This is a genomic window from Lysinibacillus sp. CTST325 (assembly GCF_054665055.1).
On the sequence record NZ_BAAFHO010000002.1, the window covers coordinates 162969 to 182746 of the forward strand.

At 37.0% G+C, this 19778-nt stretch carries 19 protein-coding genes, 3 pseudogenes and 1 riboswitch; of the genes and pseudogenes, 10 read left to right on the forward strand and 12 right to left on the reverse strand.

Translation table 11 applies throughout. The features are described 5' to 3' along the window. Positions 1–7: 7 nt before the first annotated feature. The 8 genes and pseudogenes from phaZ (at position 8) to panF (ending at position 6629) form a co-directional block, all read left to right on the forward strand. Positions 8–919: an intracellular short-chain-length polyhydroxyalkanoate depolymerase gene (phaZ, locus tag ACYQ73_RS06235; RefSeq protein WP_460011675.1), complete on the forward strand. Its 912-nt coding sequence runs from the start codon at positions 8–10 to the stop codon at positions 917–919. Next, positions 903–1634, forward strand: coding sequence for a 3-oxoacyl-ACP reductase FabG (gene fabG, locus ACYQ73_RS06240; RefSeq protein ID WP_460011676.1), 732 nt, complete (start codon positions 903–905; stop codon positions 1632–1634). Before phaZ ends, fabG begins: the two co-directional genes overlap by 17 nt. Before the next feature lie 16 nt (positions 1635–1650). Beyond that, a complete protein-coding gene (locus tag ACYQ73_RS06245) occupies positions 1651–3117 on the forward strand; it encodes a class I adenylate-forming enzyme family protein (RefSeq protein WP_460011677.1) in 1467 nt (488 codons plus the stop codon). Positions 3118–3495: 378 nt separating this feature from the next. Beyond that, positions 3496–3687 (forward strand): annotated as a pseudogene (locus tag ACYQ73_RS06250) (IS5/IS1182 family transposase); the annotation flags it as partial. Further along, positions 3686–3913, forward strand: a pseudogene (locus ACYQ73_RS06255) (transposase); the annotation flags it as partial. The pseudogenes ACYQ73_RS06250 and ACYQ73_RS06255, both read left to right, overlap by 2 nt. 374 nt (positions 3914–4287) lie before the next feature. Beyond that, positions 4288–4695 (forward strand): hypothetical protein, encoded by a 408-nt coding sequence (locus ACYQ73_RS06260; RefSeq protein ID WP_460012307.1) that lies wholly within the window; start codon positions 4288–4290, stop codon positions 4693–4695. Positions 4696–4920: 225 nt separating this feature from the next. After that, complete coding sequence (locus tag ACYQ73_RS06265; protein ID WP_460011678.1) at positions 4921–5184, forward strand: YhdT family protein; 264 nt, start codon at positions 4921–4923, stop codon at positions 5182–5184. Beyond that, on the forward strand, positions 5184–6629 hold the full coding sequence (gene panF / locus ACYQ73_RS06270) for a sodium/pantothenate symporter (RefSeq protein WP_460011679.1): 1446 nt from the start codon (positions 5184–5186) through the stop codon (positions 6627–6629). Before ACYQ73_RS06265 ends, panF begins: the two co-directional genes overlap by 1 nt. A 173-nt stretch (positions 6630–6802) precedes the next feature. On the opposite strand, the gene ACYQ73_RS06275 is transcribed toward panF, so the two are convergent. Genes ACYQ73_RS06275 through ACYQ73_RS06285 form a run of 3 tightly spaced genes read right to left on the reverse strand, consistent with a single transcriptional unit; the run spans position 6803 to position 8521 of the window. Continuing rightward, a complete protein-coding gene (locus ACYQ73_RS06275; protein WP_460011680.1) occupies positions 6803–7105 on the reverse strand; it encodes a hypothetical protein in 303 nt (100 codons plus the stop codon). Then, a complete protein-coding gene (locus ACYQ73_RS06280) occupies positions 7102–7707 on the reverse strand; it encodes a hypothetical protein (RefSeq protein WP_460011681.1) in 606 nt (201 codons plus the stop codon). Before ACYQ73_RS06280 ends, ACYQ73_RS06275 begins: the two co-directional genes overlap by 4 nt. 31 nt (positions 7708–7738) lie before the next feature. Continuing rightward, on the reverse strand, positions 7739–8521 hold the full coding sequence (locus ACYQ73_RS06285) for a TSUP family transporter (protein ID WP_460011682.1): 783 nt from the start codon (positions 8519–8521) through the stop codon (positions 7739–7741). A 125-nt stretch (positions 8522–8646) separates the two neighbouring features. On the opposite strand from ACYQ73_RS06285, the gene ACYQ73_RS06290 reads away from it, so the two are divergent. Continuing rightward, the gene (locus ACYQ73_RS06290; RefSeq protein ID WP_460011683.1) at positions 8647–9429 is read left to right on the forward strand and encodes a TrmB family transcriptional regulator; all 783 of its coding nucleotides are present in this window, start codon (positions 8647–8649) and stop codon (positions 9427–9429) included. A gap of 72 nt (positions 9430–9501) precedes the next feature. Here the strand turns inward: ACYQ73_RS06290 and ACYQ73_RS06295 are convergent, their stop codons facing one another. Continuing rightward, complete coding sequence (locus tag ACYQ73_RS06295; protein WP_460011684.1) at positions 9502–9873, reverse strand: nucleotide excision repair endonuclease; 372 nt, start codon at positions 9871–9873, stop codon at positions 9502–9504. Between the two features lie 195 nt (positions 9874–10068). Then, positions 10069–10179, forward strand: a riboswitch (SAM riboswitch). A 148-nt stretch (positions 10180–10327) separates the two neighbouring features. Between ACYQ73_RS06295 and metA the strand changes: the two genes are divergently transcribed. After that, entirely contained in the window at positions 10328–11263 is a 936-nt protein-coding gene (gene metA / locus ACYQ73_RS06300) for a homoserine O-acetyltransferase MetA (protein WP_460011685.1), read from the forward strand. 63 nt (positions 11264–11326) lie between these two features. Here the strand turns inward: metA and ACYQ73_RS06305 are convergent, their stop codons facing one another. The 8 genes and pseudogenes from ACYQ73_RS06305 to plsY form a co-directional block, all read right to left on the reverse strand. Next, positions 11327–13207 (reverse strand): GerAB/ArcD/ProY family transporter, encoded by a 1881-nt coding sequence (locus tag ACYQ73_RS06305; RefSeq protein WP_460011686.1) that lies wholly within the window; start codon positions 13205–13207, stop codon positions 11327–11329. Between the two features lie 193 nt (positions 13208–13400). Next, positions 13401–13547, reverse strand: a pseudogene (locus ACYQ73_RS06310) (spore germination protein); the annotation flags it as partial. 12 nt (positions 13548–13559) lie between these two features. Next, positions 13560–15137, reverse strand: coding sequence for a GerAB/ArcD/ProY family transporter (locus tag ACYQ73_RS06315; RefSeq protein WP_460011687.1), 1578 nt, complete (start codon positions 15135–15137; stop codon positions 13560–13562). A gap of 38 nt (positions 15138–15175) precedes the next feature. Beyond that, positions 15176–15409 (reverse strand): hypothetical protein, encoded by a 234-nt coding sequence (locus ACYQ73_RS06320; RefSeq protein ID WP_460011688.1) that lies wholly within the window; start codon positions 15407–15409, stop codon positions 15176–15178. 3 nt (positions 15410–15412) lie between these two features. Then, entirely contained in the window at positions 15413–16612 is a 1200-nt protein-coding gene (locus ACYQ73_RS06325; protein WP_460011689.1) for a Ger(x)C family spore germination protein, read from the reverse strand. Between the two features lie 14 nt (positions 16613–16626). Beyond that, complete coding sequence (locus ACYQ73_RS06330) at positions 16627–18174, reverse strand: spore germination protein (protein WP_460011690.1); 1548 nt, start codon at positions 18172–18174, stop codon at positions 16627–16629. 134 nt (positions 18175–18308) lie between these two features. Continuing rightward, entirely contained in the window at positions 18309–18599 is a 291-nt protein-coding gene (locus ACYQ73_RS06335) for a HesB/YadR/YfhF family protein (protein WP_460011691.1), read from the reverse strand. Positions 18600–18618: 19 nt separating this feature from the next. Further along, positions 18619–19221 carry a glycerol-3-phosphate 1-O-acyltransferase PlsY gene (gene plsY / locus ACYQ73_RS06340; protein ID WP_460011692.1) on the reverse strand — a complete coding sequence of 201 codons (603 nt, stop codon included), beginning with the start codon at positions 19219–19221 and terminating at the stop codon, positions 18619–18621. Positions 19222–19778 lie beyond the last annotated feature (557 nt).

A 19778-nucleotide genomic window follows, 5' to 3' on the forward strand; every position in this document is an offset into this window, starting at 1 on the left:
AAATGCGATGTTAAAAACTGTTCAGCTATCTAATGGAGAAACGATTGCGTATCGTAAACGTCAAGGGGGAGAACGTGTTTTATTGCTTATTCATGGTAATATGACATCCTCCAAGCATTGGGACGTTCTAATCGACGCGTTGGATGAAAAATATACAATTTACGCGATGGATTTACGAGGCTTTGGTGGTTCATCTTATCATAAACCGATTTCCGCGATTAAGGATTTTAGCGATGATGTGAAGCTTTTTGTGGACGCCATTCAATTGCAACAGTTTGACATGATTGGCTGGTCAACGGGCGGAGCTGTATGTATGCAGTTTGTCGCTCAGTATCCAGGCTGTTGTCAGCAGCTTATTTTACTAGCCTCGGCATCTACGAGAGGTTATCCATTTTACACGGATTTAGGTACTGGCAATCAAGCTGCCTTAAAGAGGGCATTTACCTATGAAGAAGTACTTGTCGATACGACTAAAACAAAATTAGTACAAGGCTTCTATGATTCCAAAAATGTGCAAGGCTTACAGTCGATCTGGAACACACTTATTTACACCCATAATCAACCTAGCTCGGAACACTATCAGACATATGTGGAGGATATGCTGACGCAAAGAAATCTCGCTGAAGTTTATCATGCATTAAATATCTTTAATATAAGTGTTATTGATAATGAGGTCACAAAAGGCACTCATGAGGTACAACAGATTACCATTCCAGTTTTAGTGTTAAGAGGGGATCGCGATTACGTCATAACAGAAGGAATGAATGACGAAACAATGCTCGATTTAGGTGCTAATGCACAATTCGTCAGCTTAAAAGACTGCGGTCACTCACCGTTAATTGATGATTTACCACAGCTTACAACTGAAATTGAAGCATTTTTAGAAATTGGAGGAAAAAAATATGCGTTTAAACAATAAAGTTGCCGTTATTACAGGAGCTGCGAACGGGATTGGCTTTGCTGCTGCTGAACGATTTATTGAAGAGGGTGCATTCGTTGTCATTGCGGATTTTAATGAGGAAGCGGGTGTTTCAGCTGCCCAGCAATTAGGGGAACGGGCATTATTTGTGCAAGTAAATGTTGCGGATAGAGAGAGCGTCCAGAAGCTAGTAGCATCGGTTATAGAGCATTATGGCCGAATTGATATTTTAGTGAACAATGCAGGTATTACACGTGATGCGATGTTAACAAAAATGACGGAAGAGCAGTTTCACCAGGTGCTTGATGTGAATCTAACTGGCGTTTTTCATTGCACACAAGAGGTGATTCCACATATGATTGCAGCCGGTGGGGGCAAAATTATAAATACATCTTCTGTTAGTGGTGTTTATGGCAATGTTGGTCAAACAAATTACGCTGCCACTAAGGCTGCTATCGTCGGCATGACCAAATCATGGGCAAAGGAATTAGGGCGCAAGGGTATCAACGTGAATGCGGTGGCTCCAGGCTTTACAGAAACAGATATGGTGAAGAAAATGCCAGAAAATGTGCTAGCACAAATGCGCTCCATCGTGCCACTGCAAAGATTAGGAACACCTAGAGATATTGCCAATGCTTATTTATTTTTAGCATCTGATGAGGCTTCCTATGTCCACGGTCACACGCTTCATGTGGATGGAGCAATTATGATGTGATAAGGAGGCTTTCAAGATGTTTGTAGAGCAATCCTGGATTTTAAAACGTGCAACTCTAACACCTCAACGTCTAGCATTGGTGAACCTGGAAACTAAGGAACAGTGGACTTATCAGCAATTAACAGAGGAAATCACAAAATGGAGTCATTTTTTTGAGCGCCAAAACTTGCAGGCAGGCAGTCGTGTAGCCGTATTTGCGAAAAATCATATTCAGCTTTTTGCTGTCTTATTCGCCTGCGGATTAAGAGGTCTTATCTACGTGCCATTGAATTGGCGTATGAGTACGAAGGAATTAACTGATATTTTGACGGATGCTACGCCTTCGTTATTGCTATACGATGAAGAAATGAATTGCCCTTTATCATTTGAAAACATGCATTCTCTCCGTTTAGCTAGTGAAGAAGCTGTTCTCAGCATTCGAGCAGTAGACCTTAATGATCCTTGGTTAATGATTTATACAGGGGGCACAACAGGCAAGCCAAAGGGTGTTGTTCTATCCTTTAATTCTGTGAATTGGAATGCTATTAATACAATAATTAGTTGGGGCTTGAGTGATAACGATTGTACGTTAAATTATATGCCGTTGTTTCATACTGGAGGTTTGAATGCCTTATGTATACCGCTGCTAATGGTTGGCGGTACAGTGGTAATTGGTGATAAGTTTGATGCAGAAAACGCTCTTCAGGCGATTAATCAGTATAAGACGACGATTTCGCTTTTTGTGCCAACCATGTACCAAGCGATGATTGCGACGGATTACTTTAAGAACAGTAGCTTTCCTTCCATGAAAGTATTTTTATCAGGGGGGGCCCCATGCCCGTATCCAATATATGATGCGTTTTTTAAGAAGGGGCTATTTTTTAAAGAGGGCTATGGCTTAACAGAAGCGGGGCCCAATAATTTTTATATTTCTCGGGAGGCTGCCTATTTGAAAAAAGGTGCCGTGGGGAAGAGCATGCAATTCAATGAAGCTAAAATTATCAATAGTGCAGGAGAAAGCTGTGCGTCAAATGAAGTGGGAGAGCTATTGGTTAGAGGAAAGCATATGTTTCGCTTTTACTGGAATAATCAGCAGGAGACTGAAAAAATCATTCAAGATGGGTGGTTAAAAACCGGCGATTTAGCAATGGTGGATGAGGATGGTGACTTTTATATTGTTGGTCGCAGTAAAGAGATGATTATTTCTGGTGGTGAAAATGTCTATCCCCAGGAAATAGAGCAATGTATTTTACGCCATCAGCTAGTGGAAGAGGTTGCGGTGATTGGATTGGCGGATGATTATTGGGGAGAAATCGTGGCAGCCGTTATCGTTTGTCAGGAAAAGCAAGCTACTATATTAGAAGAAATCAAAGAAATCTGTAGCAAGCATCTAGGTCGCTACAAAATTCCAAAAAAGATTATGTTCATCGATGAATTGCCAAAAACAAGTGTCGGAAAGATCGATAAAAAAGCATTACAAATGTATGCGAAAGCCGCGAATTAAGCATTTTCGACCTGGCATAGTGATAGCTGCCGCTTCGCTCTCGCTACAGATAACGAAGAAAAAACGCTTGGATATACGAGGGCACTGAAAAAGTCTATATCTTCTCACATTGCGAGGTATTCAACGATTAAATCGTTGAATACCCCTCTTTTTTCATTTGGCACTGTAACTCTACTGTTGTTTTCCCAAGCATTCCGCTCGCTTTCCGCGGGCGAGCGCCGAGCCTCCTCCTTCGCTTCGCTTCGTGCGGGGTCTCGTCTGTCTCGCTTTCCCGCAGGAGTCGAGCGATGCTTCTCCAAACAACGCAATGTATCACACTATTATTTTAGTCACGCTTTCCTTTATAATTAAAGAATTAATGTGCAGGTGATGCCTCCGATGATTTCAAATCAAGAAACCCTTCATGTAAGTCCATATATGGCGATCTACGATATTGTTGTGCCAAAAGATAATATACTTCGCCAAATCGATGAACTTGTTGATTTTTCATTCATTTTAGAAGAGTTAAAAACAAAATATTGTGTAGACAATGGACGTAATGCCATTCCTCTTAAGTACTTATTATTAAAAGTCGGATTCACATGCCGAACAAGAGGCATTTCAAAATACGGAAGCATTTAAGCAATTAGCCGCAAATCGCTACAAAGTAGAAGCGAAGAATAGTGAATTAAAAAACGGACACGGGTACGATACGGCATCGACTGCGGGTCTATTTGGCATGGAAATTCAAGGTGCTACAAGGATATTCGCTGTCAATTTAAAACGGATATTAACGCTACTAAACGAAAATGAATAAGGAATAGAGACAGAAATAAGGCACTTCCTGTTCAAAGTTGAATAAGAAGTGCCTTATTTTTATCTGAAAAAGGTTCGCTTTTATGAAAACGTAAGTTTTTCAGTGCCCTCGGATATCCAGGCGTTTTTTTCCTTCTATAAATGAAAGGCTTCCTTAATATTCAAAGCAACTTCTTTCAATCATCCTCAATCAAGTATGGACTAATATCCCTTAAAGATGAGGACAAACAGATAAAAGGGGCGATTCAATTGGACCAAATTGTTAAGAATTCACTTTGTATGTATGTTAAAATATTGCGAGTAAAATCAGATTCTTATCGATTTTATCAAGTATCAAGGAACATAATTTGGAAACGAAGAAAGGGCAGTACTAATATGGATAACGTATCAAATGTAGAAAAATCGGAATCAATAAAATCTTTACAATCGACAATCAGTAAACTCGAAAACGCCCTGTCCCAGATGACTCAGAAAGGCGCAAATACTACTTTAGTAAAGAAACGACTCAAAGCTGTTTGCATTGGATTAGCCGTGCTAGAAAACGTTTGGAATCAAAGCCCCCATTATTACAGCCAGGCAGAATTAGCAGATGCTCGCAATGTTCTTACTGGTTTATTCCCATCGATTGAGAACGTATATGTTAAGTCAAAGGCTGGTAGTCCTCAAAAAACACTTTTAGAAAGAAGAATTAAAGCGTTGGAACTAGCTGTTCAAGCGATACATGTTGAAAATCCTTCATTAAAGATAATAAATATGAAAGACTTAAAAACAAATGGCATTTAGAGATATATCACAGCTGGGATGATAGCGAAAATTTAGATGTAGAGCTATTAAATACCATTGAATAAAGACTGTGAATGAGAGACTAATGTCAAACACGAAATAAATGGAAATCTCTGTTTATCGTTATTTTTAAAAATAGTTGTACGAATTGATATTTATTTTTTCACAAAGGTTCCCATAATACGAACATATCAGTAAAATAGAGTGGGTTAGGGGGACTATATTTTGAAAGATCAACGCTTTAAAATTGCGCATCGAGAGGCGCTTATCGGTATCGGGCTTGTTATCGTTAACTTTGCGATTTGGTTTGGCTTTGCCTATGGACTAGGCTCTGGTGATCCAACAAGCTATACGTATGTATTAGGTTTCCCTGCATGGTTTTTCTATAGCTGTATTGCAGGGACAGGCTTTATGATTATGTTAATCTGGATCGTCATGAAACTCTTTTTCAAAGAGGTACCATTTGACGATGAGGAGGTGGATCAATAATGCATTGGCAAGTTATTTTTCCACTGCTATTATTTTTAGTCATCATTTTTGGTATTGGTATCTGGTCAAATAAGCATATACGCTCTTCCGATTCATTTTTACAGGAATACTTCCTCGGTGGTCGTGAAATGGGAGGCTTCATCCTTGCTATGACAATGATTGCTACGTACGGAAGTGCAAGTAGCTTTATTGGTGGTCCAGGCGTAGCATACACGAAAGGGCTTGGCTGGGTATTACTGGCGATGGCTCAGCTTCCTGCAGGTTATTTTGTTTTAATGATTTTAGGGAAAAAATTTGCTATTATCGCAAGACGTTATCAAGCCATCACGTTAATAGACTTTTTACGAGAACGCTATAAAAGTCATGCGATTGTCATCCTATCAGCCATTAGTATTATCATCTTTTTATTTTCAGCAATGATGGCCCAATGGGTAGGTGGTGCTCGTTTAATTGAATCATTAACAGGCTTAAACTACACAACTGCACTCTTTATTTTTGCAATTTCGGTATTAGTGTATGTTATTATAGGGGGCTTCCGTGCTGTTGCACTAACGGATACGGTACAAGGTTCCATTATGGTTATCGGAACCATTATTTTATTAATTGGGACAATCATCGCCGGTGGAGGAATCGATAATATTATGGCCTCACTTGTCGCTGAGAATCCGAATCTTGTGTCTCCATTTGGAGCAGAAGGTGAGTTAACGCCATTATACGTATCTACATTTTGGATTTTGATTGGTGTTGGAGTTGTGGGACTTCCACAAATCGCAGTTCGCGCTATGAGCTATAAAGATTCAAAAAGCATGCATTTAGCCATTATCATTGGCACTATTGCCATTGGGACAATTATGTTTGGCATGCATCTAATCGGTGTTTTAGCACGACCAGTGATACCGGGTATTGAAATTGGTGATAAAGTTATGCCACTGCTAACATTAAAGGTTTTACCACCATTTTTAGCTGGCATTGTTTTAGCAGCTCCAATGGCAGCAACAATGTCTACAGTCAACGCGCTACTTATGCTTGTAAGCTCAACAGTAGTGAAAGATATTTACTTAAATTATATAAAACCAACAGCGAATGATACTGAAATTAAGCGTGCAAGCTTTCTTGTTACGGCAGTGATCGGTTTAGCCGTTATCATCTTTGCGCTAAATCCACCAGATTTATTAGTATGGCTTAATTTATTTGCTTTTGGTGGACTGGAAGCAGTCTTTATTTGGACCGTCGTATTAGGACTATATTGGAAAAAAGCCAATAAGTATGGTGCGATTGCGTCAATGATTTCGGGTATGATCCTTTATATCATCATTGATCGTTTTTATCCTTCAGTCTTTGGGATGCATACTGTGACAATTCCAATTGCCGCTTCCTTATTGATATTTATTATTGTTAGCATATTAACTAGTCATAAATTTAAAGATGGAAAGTTGTTTATTTAATTTATAAAGAGGCTGGGACAAATGTGTTTCAGCCAACAAAAATACCGAACTATCCAATGAAACTCTCATGAAGTGTTTCGGAATATTTCGGTTTTTCTATTTATCGTGTTTTGTTAATTTAGAGATTATTCGGCTTTATGAAGGAACCATTTGGTTATGTCCCAGCCTCTTTATTATTTAGACAAGAAGCAACGGATAGACTGTCCAAAATCGTGGATAGAACGTTCGAAATCGCGGATAGAATCATCAAAATCGTGGATAGTGCCTCTGGATTGATGGATAAAGCCTCCAAAGTGACGGATAGACCCTCCGGAGCGACGGAAGGAATCGCTGAAGCGACGGATGAAACCTTCGAAGTGAAGGAAAGAACCACTGAAACGACGGATAGAACTTGAAGCGACGGAAGGACCCTCCGGAGCGACGGAAAGAATCACTGAAGCGACGGATAAAACCTCCAAAGTGACGGAAAGAATCACTGAAACGACGGATAGAACTTGAAGTGACGGATAGACCCTCCGGAGCGACGGAAGGAATCGCTGAAGCGACGGATGAAACCTTCGAAGTGACGGAAAGAACCACTGAAACGACGGATAGAACCACTGAAACGACGGATAGAACTTGAAGCGACGGAAAGAATCACTGAAGCGACGGAAGGACCCTCCGGAGCGACGGATAGAACTTGAAGTGAAGGAAAGAACCTCCGAAGCGACGGATGAAACCTTCGAAGTGACGGGAAGAAACACTGAAACGACGGATAGAACTTGAAGCGACGGAAGGACCCTCCGGAGCGACGGAAAGAATCACTGAAGCGACGGATGAAACCTCCAAAGTGACGGAAAGAATCACTGAAACGACGGATAGAACTTGAAGTGAAGGAAAGACCCTCCGGAGCGACGGAAGGAATCGCTGAAGCGACGGATGAAACCTTCGAAGTGAAGGAAAGAATCACTGAAACGACGGAAAGCCCCTCCGAAATGATGAATAGAACGTCCGAAATCGTGGATTGAACCCCAAAAAATCGTGGATGAAACCTCTGAAATGACGAATAGCCTCTCCAAAATAAAGGAATAGAAGCCAAAGTTTTGTCGACAAGCAAAGACGCCGTAGAACTAGATATCTACGGCGTTTTTTATGTAATCATAAGCATTTTTAGTTAACAAAGTAATCGTTACGATAATAAATAATACGCGAACAAAGCCGCTCCCTTTTTTAATTGCCATACGTGAGCCTACCATTGCACCAGCAATTTGAGCGATACCCATGAGTAAACCATAAGCATAATGAATCTGACCTAAGTAGGCGAACATTAAAAGTCCGGCAAAATTACTTGCTAAGTTTAAAAATTTCGCATTTCCTGCTGCCTTTAAGAAATCGAAGCCGACTAATAAAAAGCTAAAGATTAAAAATGAGCCAGTTCCTGGACCAAGAAACCCATCATAAAACCCAATGGTAAATAACAACAGCATGAATAGGACTAAGTGCGTAAACTTTAAATTTTTGACTGCAGCTACTGAACCCCAATCTTTTTTAAAGATTGTATAGACAGCAACAGCAGCAAGCATTATAAGCATGAGTGGTTTTAGTAATTCAGGATTGATTAAATGGACAGTCCAAGCCCCAAAAAGTGATCCTATAAAGGCTAGGGGAAAGTATTTGATAACTGACCGAATTTCTAGCTGACCAGAACGATAAAAAGAAATGGTTGATGTCAAAGAACCCATGGTGCCGGCAAGTTTATTAGTTGCTACGGCTGCTGCTGGATTTAAACCAGCAAACATAAGGGCAGGTAATGCGATTAAGCCACCACCGCCAACGACCGCATCCACAAAGGCGGCTAAAAATCCAAAAGATATTAATAATATGACTACATTTAAATCTACTTCAAATAGCATGTTTACACCTCTTTAGATAGTTACTACTGAAATAGTAACTAAATTTCACGAGGCTGTAAAGACTAATTTTTTTGTTGGCTTATCATCATAGCCTTAACTTATAATAAAGGAAACGGAGGGATCGAATGGTTGAATTAATCGCCCAATTAAAAGAACTGGGATTCACAGAATATGAAGCAAAGGCCTATACTGCACTCGTCCAAAATAGTCATGTTAGTGCTTATCAAGTAAGTAAAAACTCCGGTATCCCTCGTGCAAGAATATACGACATACTTGATGTACTTGTTGAAAAAGGGTTAGTACTGAAAGAAGAAACGGCAGATCAAACGACATACTCTTCCATACCTGTCGCTGTGTTTTTACAACAAATTCAGCAACGCTGGCAATCTAACTTCTCGTCGATTAGTGATCGATTAGAAAAGTTGGAGGTAAATGAGCAGGAAGCGGAGCATAAGGTTGTCACGTTAAAAGGAAAAGAGGCAATCGTCAATTATTGTCAGTCTTTATTAAAAAAAGCGGAGAAAAAAGTCTTATTATCCATGTGGGAAGATATGTATGAAGAATTGCGGGAAGATATACATGAGGTAGCGAAGCATATCCCTGTTCATGGAATTACCTTGTATGTGGAGGACCATTTAGCTTCCGTTGACCAACACCGTATCACTCGCTATACGAGGAATGCGTCTACACCTCATTGGTTTATTTTATCGGTAGATGGCAAGCAAATGATTTATGGTCACTCTCCTTCAAATCAGGAAACGGCTTTTATTACCAATGATCCTGTTCATATCTATTTATTAGAGGATTATGTATGGCATGACGTGCTTGTTAACCGCCTTTTAAAGCGCGATGATACGGAGCTTGAGGAATGGATTACTAAAGAACGTAAAGCATTTTTCTTAGAATGAAAGTATTGAAAAAGAATCTGCAAGCCGTCATGTACATTACAGAAGGCGAGCAGATTCTTTTTTCGTTACATATTAATAAAATACTTTATCAACATTGTATTTAGCGCGGAATGAATTGATCGCGTACGTTTCGTAAATTTCACGTTCCATTGGATCTTCCACTTCATACACTTCAATTTTGAAAATTTCATCACGATGATTTTTCATTGGTGACACATTGTCCTCAAAATGCTTTTTAATACGTTGACGAATTTTACGTGCTTTACCTACAAATAATAGTTCGTTCTGTTCATTGTAGAATAAGAAAATACCACCGTTTTCACGAGTGATTTTATGGAAGTCGATAAAACCATGGTATGGTGTGATTGGCACATCTCCAGGCTTTAAATCTTGTTCGCGTTGGCGAATTACTAAATCTGGTTTTGGAAATTCAATTTTAATCAAACTATTCACGTTCCTCTCTGTTACTAAAGGTATATGTTAACATAAGTACAGCATGTTTACCATCAAATAATGAATGTAAACATTCAAGATTAGTGTTAAACAAATTACATAATGACATGCATGATTAATAACAAAATATTCTATGTATTATTGATATTCTTAATTGTTCATGTTACAATTCTTTTTAATTAAATAATCTTATCATGAGAAGTTGAGGGATTTGGCCCGATGACACTTCAGCAACCTCTAACGAGAGTTAGAAAGGTGCTAATTCCAGCAAAGGATTTGTCCTTTGAGAGATAAGAGTGAACGTGGAAAAATCCTTCTCATTCTATCTCATATGGAATGTGGGGGATTTTTTAATTTTATCGTTTGACATAATGAACTTTGCGCAGGGCCCGTGCATTGATTAATTGATTTTAACAGAGAGAAATAAAAGAGAGGGGAATGCAAGATGCCAATTAATATTCCGAAAAACTTACCAGCTGGAGAACATTTACGTGAGGAAAAAATCTTCGTCATGGAAGAAGATAGAGCAAAAACTCAACAAATTCGTCCGTTAAATATATTAATTTTTAACTTAATGCCAGAAAAAGAAAAAACAGAACTGCAATTACTTCGTTTATTGGGGAATACACCTTTACAAGTAAATATTACATTTTTAAATACTGCTACACATGAATCGAAAAATGTCAGTAAATCACATTTACAGTTATTTTACACGACCTTCAATCAAATTCGTCATCGCCGCTATGACGGCATGATTATTACGGGTGCACCAGTAGAAAAAATGGAATTTGAAGAAGTGAACTACTGGCAGGAAATTTCAGAAATTATGGATTGGTCCAAGACAAACGTAACATCTGTTTTACATATATGTTGGGGTGCACAGGCGGCGTTATACCATCATTACGGTATCGGTAAAATTGGGCTTCCTGCTAAATGCTCAGGTGTGTATTCTCATGTCATTACGGATTTAACAGTGGATTTAGTTCGTGGCTTTAGTGATTTATTTACGGCACCACATTCACGTTATACATCCGTATCAATTGATGAAGTACTTAGCCATCCTGATTTACGATTACTATCGTATTCTGAAGATGCTGGTGTTTTTATTGTGCAATCTAAGGATAATAAAAACATTATGATTACGGGTCATCTCGAATATGATGCAACGACTTTAGCTGATGAGTATAGTCGTGATGTTGCGAAAGGATTAGATATTGATGTCCCTGTGAATTACTTCCCACAAGATAATCCAGCAAATGAACCGATTAATTCATGGCGTGCCCATACACATTTATTATTCTCGAATTGGTTGAACTACTATGTTTACCAAGAAACACCATACGAATGGGATTTTGTTGATGAAATTGAATATCATATTTAATATCTCAAATAAAAATGATGACCTTGTTATTACAGGGTCGTCATTTTTTTCGCATTTAAGCTGTTAATTTTCTGATGAATTGTTATTTTTATCACTGTTTGGAGTATTGCCGGTATCGCTATCATTTTGTGTAGTATTGCTACTACTATCAATTTGAGAAGAATTATCGTTATTACTAGTACTTTCATTTTGAGTAGCATTACCGGTGTTGCTACTACTTGCATTTTGAGAAGAATTGCTATTACTATCAATTTGAGAAGAATTATCGTTATTACTATTACTTGTACTTTGAGTAGCATTTCCGGTATTGTCGCTACTTACATTTTGAGAAGAATTATCGTTATTACTATTACTAGTACTTTGAGTAGCATTTCCGGTATTGTCGCTACTTACATTTTGAGAAGAATTATCGTTATTACTATTACTTGTACTTTGAGTAGCATTTCCGGTATTGTCGCTACTTACATTTTGAGAAGAATTATCGTAATTACTTTTACTCGTATTTTGAGAAGAATTTCTGGCATCGCTATTACTATCACTTTGAGTAGAATTATCGTTATTACTACTACTTGTACTTTGAGAAGAATTTCCGGTATTGTCGCTACTTACATTTTGAGTACAATTTCCGTTATTATTACTTGCATTTTGAGAAGTATTTCCGGCATTGATACTACTATTAGTTTGAGTAGAATTATTGTTATTACTACTACTTGTACTTTGAGTAGCATTTCCGGTATTACTGCTACTATCACTCTGAGTAGAAGTATCGTTATTATTGCTACCTGCACCTTGTGTAGCATTTCCGTTATTACTACCGCTTTCATTCTGTGTACTACAAGTATTACTTCCTGGATTACCGTTAATTTTGCGAAGTTTCGCGACAAGTAATAAAACTAATGGTAATAAGATTGCGAAAATAAAGGAAAAAATAGGCCAGGTTTCTCTATTGTAAATATCTGAATGAATGATATTAGGATGAACAATTTGTGAAAGTCCAAGGATAATCATTCCGAATGGAAAAATGAGCGGTCGATGATTTTTAATTTTACATATTTGTGAGATGCCGATGACCCCAGCGTAAAAAAACATAAAAGTTTTAATATAAATTGATATTATCCACATGGCTGCCATAATAACTTCAATACGCTGCAAAAAATTCCCGATTGAAATTCTTTGGGCTAATGAATAGCTAGGAAATGTCCTAGAAGCAGTATTTGCCGGACCTAGGACAAGGATAGCCAGTGTGATGATAGCAATTAAGACAATCCCTCCAAGAATTGTGCCAATGTAAAAACCTTTTTGTGCGGATTTATGGACGTTAACAGTAGAAGGAAAAATCATTAATAATATGACAAGTGGGAATGAAAAAATACCCATTAATCGAATAATACTAAAGAATAATGATTTTGCTGGTACTTCCATTATTGGCTGTAGATTTTCCATATGGACAGATGGTGAAATACAAACTACAAAAAAAATAAAAATTATAATAAACATTGGGAATAGTATTTCTGCAGAACGGGCAAAAACTTCAATTCCTAGAAATGCTGCATAAATAATGATAATGCTGAACAGAAAAGCAAAGGCCATCGTAGGTGTTTCAGGCATAACTGATGTTTTCATGAAAATGCCAATGAAATATAATAATTCACCGGCAGAAAGAAAGGATAGAATAATAAAGCCAATCGAAGTTATTTTTCCGAAAAAGCGACCTAATATCTTTTCATTAGCCTCTACAAATGTAAGGGTAGGTGTCCGTTTTCCTACAGTAACGAAAAGCTTTATTAAGAGTAAACTTAAAACGACACTAATGATCGCTGCAATCCAGGCATCTTGTTTTGCTTCACTTGTTACACTAGCAGGGCTAATTAAAATAGCAGTCCCAATTGAAGAGAGAAGGGTAATGATCATAAATTGTCTTGAACTAATTATTTCTTTTTCCATATGAACGCTACCCCTTTTCTCTTAACATAAAGTTCCTTATTATTTTGTCAGGGAGACAATGAAATCTTTAATTGGTGAAAAAATAAAAGTAAGCAAGTCTAGTGGGCTTGGAATTTTGACCCTTAATGAGACCCCATATTTAATGCGGCGCCGATCAATAAAAAAATTTAAAAAATAACAATCGTTTTCGTTTGATGGACACGGCTAGTCCAATGGTTCTTGGCATTCGAAGACCTGCTTCTCTTAACACCTCAAAGGTTAACTCAATGATGAGTGCCTCGACTATGGCAGGGAAGAGGACTTCTTCTCGTTGAGATGCAACACTTATCAGCATAGGAGTTCACTATGCTGTTTAACTTTCTGGAGAATCTTTATTTTTATCCCCGTTTGGATTATTACCGGTATCGCTATCATTCTGTGTAGTATTGCTTGAAGCGCTATCACTTTTACTAGGTGAAGGATTTTCACTATTGCTACTACTATCAATTTGAGTGCAATTAACGTTATTACTGCTACTATCAATTTGAGTAGAATTAACGTTATTACTATTACTTTCGTTTTGTGTAGTACTACCGCCAGTGCTGCTACAATTACTTTGAGTAGAATTATCGTTATTACTATTACTTTCATTTTGTATAGTATTACTGCCAGTGCTGGTACTATTACTTTGAATAGAATTACCGTTATTATTACTACTTTCACCTTGTGTAGCATTTCCGCCATTGCTACTACTATTACTCTGTGAAGAATTATCGTTATTATCGCTACCTGCACCTTGAGTAGAATTACCGTTATTACTACCACTTTCATTCTGTGTACTGCAAGTATTATTTCCTTGATTACCGTTAATTTTGCGAATCTTCGCGACAATTAATAAAACTAATGGTAAAAAAACCATGAAAACGAAGGAAAATATAGGCCATATTTCTCTATTGTAAATATCTGAATGAATGATATTAGGATGAATAATTTGTGAAAGTCCAAGGATAATCATTCCGAGTGGAAAAATGAGCGGTCGATGATTTTTAATTTTACATATTTGTGCGATGCCGATGACCGCAGCGTAAAAGTACATAAAAGTTCTAATAAAAATTGATATAATCCACATGGTTGCCATGATAACTTCAATACGCTGCAAAAAATCCCCGATTGAAATTCTTTGAGCTAATGAATAGCTTGGAAATGTCCTAGAAGCTGTATTTGCCGGACCTAGGACAAGGATAGACAGTGTAATGATAGTAACTAAGACAATCCCTCCAATAATTGCACCAATGTAAAAACCTTTTTGTGCAGATTTTTGGACGTTAACTGCGGAAGGGAAAATCGTTAATAACATAGCAAGTGGGAATGAAAAAAGACTTATAAATAGAATCATACTAAAGAATATTGATTTTTTTGGCGTTTCCATTATTGGCTGTAAATTTTCAATCTTGATGGATGGTGAAATACAAATTACAAAGAAAATAAAAATTAACATAAATATAGGAAATAGTATTTCTGCAGAACGAGCAAAAACTTCAATTCCGAGAAATGCAGCATAAATAATGATAATACTGAACAGAAATGCAAAGGCCATCGTAGGTGTTTCTGGCATAATTTCCGTTTTCATGAAAATTCCAATGAAATATAATAATTCACCTGCAGAAAGAAGGGCTATAAGAATAAAGCCAATCGAAGTAAATTTTCCGAAAAAACGACCTAGTATCTTTTCATTAGCCTCTACAAATGTAAGGGTAGGTGTCTGTTTTCCTACAGTAACGAAAAGCTTTATTACGGGTAAACTTAAAACGACACCAATGATCGCTGCAATCCATGCATCTTGCTTTGCTTCGATTGTTACACTAGCAGGAAGGATTAAAATGGCTGTCCCAATTGAAAAGAGAAGGGTAATGATCATAAATTGTCTTGAACTAATTATTTCTTTTTCCATATGAACACTACCCCTTTCTCTTAACATAAAGTTCCTTATTATTTTGTCAGGGAGACGATTAAATCTTTAATAGGTGAAAAAATAAAGGTAATCAAATCGAGTGGGCTTGGAATTTTGATCTTTAATGAGACCGCAATATTTAATGCAGCGCCGATTAATAAAAAAATTGAAAAAATAACAATCGTTTTCGTTTCTTTATTTTTTTTTAATGTTGGAATGAAGGCAAAGGCAATAACAGCAGAAATTATTAGTATGAATATCGTCATAATCATGGCTTATTCTCCCTTCGACTTACTCACTAATGAGTTTTCCATCGTTCCTACTCCTTGTGTGTTGACATGTACTTCAACTTTCACTGGTAGCTCTTGAAATATCGTTAGCCAGTCTTTTTTAATTTTTTTCCACTCTTTAGGATTTGTACGATGAAGTTCTTCACCAAAACCAAAAATATCGACCCTGTAATTTTGCTGAACTGAACGGATTGTTTCTTCGATTCGTTTTTTTATAAGTTCTTCTGTTTTTTTATTTATGAAGTGAATCGATTTTTCTTTCGTAAGGTCTATTTTACATAGAACTTCTCCAACATTTTGGTCAACATCTATAAGAACATCGATTTTGGGAGCTCCATTTTCAAATTTACCTTTTATTTTTGTCTTTGAGTGCGTAATCTCTGTTGCTAACGTATCTCCCTTAGGGCAAGCAATAATTTCAATTGTACTTTGTATTTTGTCCCTTAAAAAACTTAGGCTTCTACTCTCATCTTCCGTTAAAAGTCCAATGAGTTTACCTTTTTTAAAAACTGCTAAGCCCGTATACTTCAATAGCACAGGAGATTTCGATTTTTTAACATTCGTTTGTTCCATGCCAACCTTTTTATTCCCTTGTATTTCAATGGCAGAAATGACTACGCTTGTTGTTTTATTATTTATAGTATTGATTAATTCATCAATTTTAATGGATTCGGTTGTACCCCACGTTTTCTCCGACGTTTTAAGAGAATTTAGTAATTTATTAGCTGGTACTTTTTCGATAGGTGTTAATACATTTAATACTTCATCGGCAGTCGCGTCATGGGCAACGATGACTTCGAAATCATTTCTGAATTCATGATCTCTTGAAATCAAATCTAACGTTTCGTTAATTCCTTCTTTTGCCAATTCGTCGCCGAGCACAACTATTTGAAGGTGAGAAAAATAAAGTTTTCTAGCTGTTACTGTTGTCATTTTTCTAATGGCCTCAAAGACTGTCGCACCTGTTGAATGATAGGTAATAATGGGTGATCGCCCTGAAGAAGGCTGTTTTGAAGAAATTTCACCAGGAACCACAACTTGAACAGTTATTTTAAACTCATTATCAACTTTATCTATTCCTAGTGCTGCGACAATTGCTAATTCATTGAGCTCACGCTTACTCCAGCAACCACTTAAAAGCAACGTAAGAATCATTAGTAAACATATTGCCTTAAAATTTGACATCGTTCATTCCTCGTTTACACATTCGATTGATCCCTTTTTTTCGTATTAAAATATTTATGACCCCTGACAGTATTTTTTTGACTAATTAACCGTGGTCGGGTCAATAAAGCTCTACGAGGGAACAACACTAGTGCGTCTTTTTGATCTTGTAGAATTAATGGACCGAATGGACTTAAATATGGAACACCGAACGTTCGTATACTGCATAAGTGTAGGACGATAATAATAAGGCCAAACATTAAACCAAACAATCCAAGTATTGAAGCTAAAATCATTAATGGGAAACGAAGAGCACGAACTGTATTAGATAAGCCGTAAGCAGGGAACAGGAAGCTACAAATGGCTGTTAATGCCACAATAATAACCATTACGGCTGATACAATTCCGGCCTCTACGGCAGCTTGACCGATTACTAATGTTCCAACAATGGATACGGCTGGTCCAATGGTTCTTGGCATTCGAAGACCTGCTTCTCTTAACACCTCGAATGCAACCTCCATAATGAGTGCCTCGACTATGGCAGGGAAGGGGACTCCTTCTCGTTGAGATGCAACACTTATTAGCATAGGAGTTGGTAGCATTTCTTGATGGAAGGTGGTGATTGCTACATAAAGCGATGGTGCCACCAAAGCTAGGCTAATTCCGAAAAACCTCAATAGACGTACAAGAGAACTAATCATCCAATGTTGATAATAATCTTCAGCAGATTGTAAAAAGGATGTAAATAGAGCTGGTACAATTAGGACAAACGGTGAACCGTCCACTAGAATTGCAATTTTTCCGTCTAATATTTCACCAGCAATAACATCAGGTCGTTCAGAATTATAAACCGTAGGGAATATCGAGTATTTTGAATCTTGAATAAAATCTTCAATGTAGCCGCTTTCTAAAATACCATCAATATTAATACGATCTAATCGGGAAAGAACTTCTGCTACTATTTTGTCATTCGCAATGTCATTTAAATACATAACAGCAACATCCGTTTTTGTTACCTCACCGACAATACGGGACTTGATCCAGAGATTCGGACTTTTAATTTTTCGGCGGATCAGGGCCGTGTTCGTACGTAATGTTTCTGTAAAGGATTCCCTTGGACCTCTAATAACCGACTCTGTTGAAGGCTCCATAACAGCCCTATCTTTTGCACCTTTTGTACTTGTTACAATTCCAGTTGAAGATTCATCTAATAAAATGACCGTATCACCATTCAAAATTGAATTGTACAGTGTTGAAAAATTGAAAATATCATTCACATCGCCGACTGTTAAACAAGAATCTCTTAAATAGCGAATAATCTTGTCTGTTTCTGTCTCATTACTTGCCTCAATATCAAGCATTAGTTTATCAATTACAGAATCCGAAATGCTTATCTTATCGGTTAAGCCATCTACATAGATAATCGCGAAAGCATATTTTTCAGCTTTTCCAATGGTAATTTCTCGTATGATAAGGTCATCACTATTCCCGAGTGCGTTTTTAATTATCTTCAAATTTTGAGAAAGAGAACTATACAGTTGGTCGTTGTTCTGGGAGGTATCAGTAATTTTAGAAATGGACATTTTCATTCCTCCTCAAGTTTTTACATAACTATAGAATGTACAATTTTGAGAGAAGATAAACCAAGGTTGGAATTGAATTCAATTCAAATAAAAAAAACAGTGTTCCCTTCGTATAAACGAAAGGAAACACTGCTTTATTTTTTATACTCATATTTTAATTCGTCATTTGTAACATCCACATCTACATATAAACTATGATCATTGAAAAACCATAAATCTTTTTCATCTATATAGTAGGTAACATCTTCAATAATTGTCTTTACACCAATGTTGATTGGTTCTTCACGTGTCATACCAAGAGAAAAGCCTTCATGAAAAGGACTGGAACCACCATATCTAGCATAAAAACGAATAGTATCTCTGGATTCTACTTCCATCTCTTGTTTGAACCATTGTAGGGCTTCATCTGTTAGTACGATATTCATTAGAATGCTCCTCTCTTTGTTACAGCCATTTCACCTTTGGTTCGGTACCATTTTTAATGCGGGCAATATTTGCTCGGTGACGATAAATGATAAAGGTAAATAAACAAGCTACCAAAATACCTAACGCAAAGTCGCCTGTAACAAAATAATAAACGATTGAATAAATAAGTGCTACTAAAGCGGCAAACATGGAAGTTAAACTTACAATCTTTGTTATTTTTAATGTTACAATAAAAGTAATAAATAGTAAGACAAATAGTGGCCATGAATATCCTAAGAGAACTCCTGCTGATGTTGCTACCGCTTTCCCTCCACGGAAACCTGCAAAGACCGGGAACATATGACCAATAACGGCTATTAGTCCAAGTATTAGTGAGTGGATAGAGACCTCAGAGAATAGAGGAAGAGCTACAAGTATTACGGCTGCTGTACCTTTTAAGACATCCATAATCGTTACGACTATTCCTGCTTTTTTTCCTAAAATACGAAAAGTGTTTGTCGCACCTAGATTACCACTTCCGTGTTGACGAATATCTGTTTTATAAAAAATTTTGCCTATCCATAAACCAGAAGGGATCGAGCCGATTAAATAAGCACATAAAATAATAAGTCCATTTAGCATATTTGGACTCCTTTCATTCATTGATTATTACTTGGTACTAATAATATGTATCAATAATTCTACACTTTTTCTCTATAATCTACAATGACATGAAGGAGATTTCTTAGTGTATCTTGAATTCATTACAAAAGATAACTATTTTTCAAGGATTTTTATATGTGTTTGAATGTAAGTTAGTCTTTAAGACATGTTCATGTAGTTAGCATGAAAGCCCTTTCTAAAAATATAGGTAAAAAGGCAATTTTGTCAATCACCCATTCCTTTGGTAGAATAGAAGTCTATCTTTAATTTCTAGAGTAAACTAGTACGAATTTTCTTTAGACAGAAGAAACCCATTTATTACTGTACCTGTATATTTTTCAGAGAATAGTCAAATGCTTTTGAATGAATGTTCAAAGCCTTCAGTGATTCGTATCGTTTTGAAAAAAGAGTAATGACCAGTGCAACTAAAACTTACTGCCATGCGTCAATGGAAGAGAAGAGTTCTTGATACATATTGGAGCAACTATTGCAAAATTTTCTTCCGGTAAAACAGATTAAAACGATGAAGCTGTGAG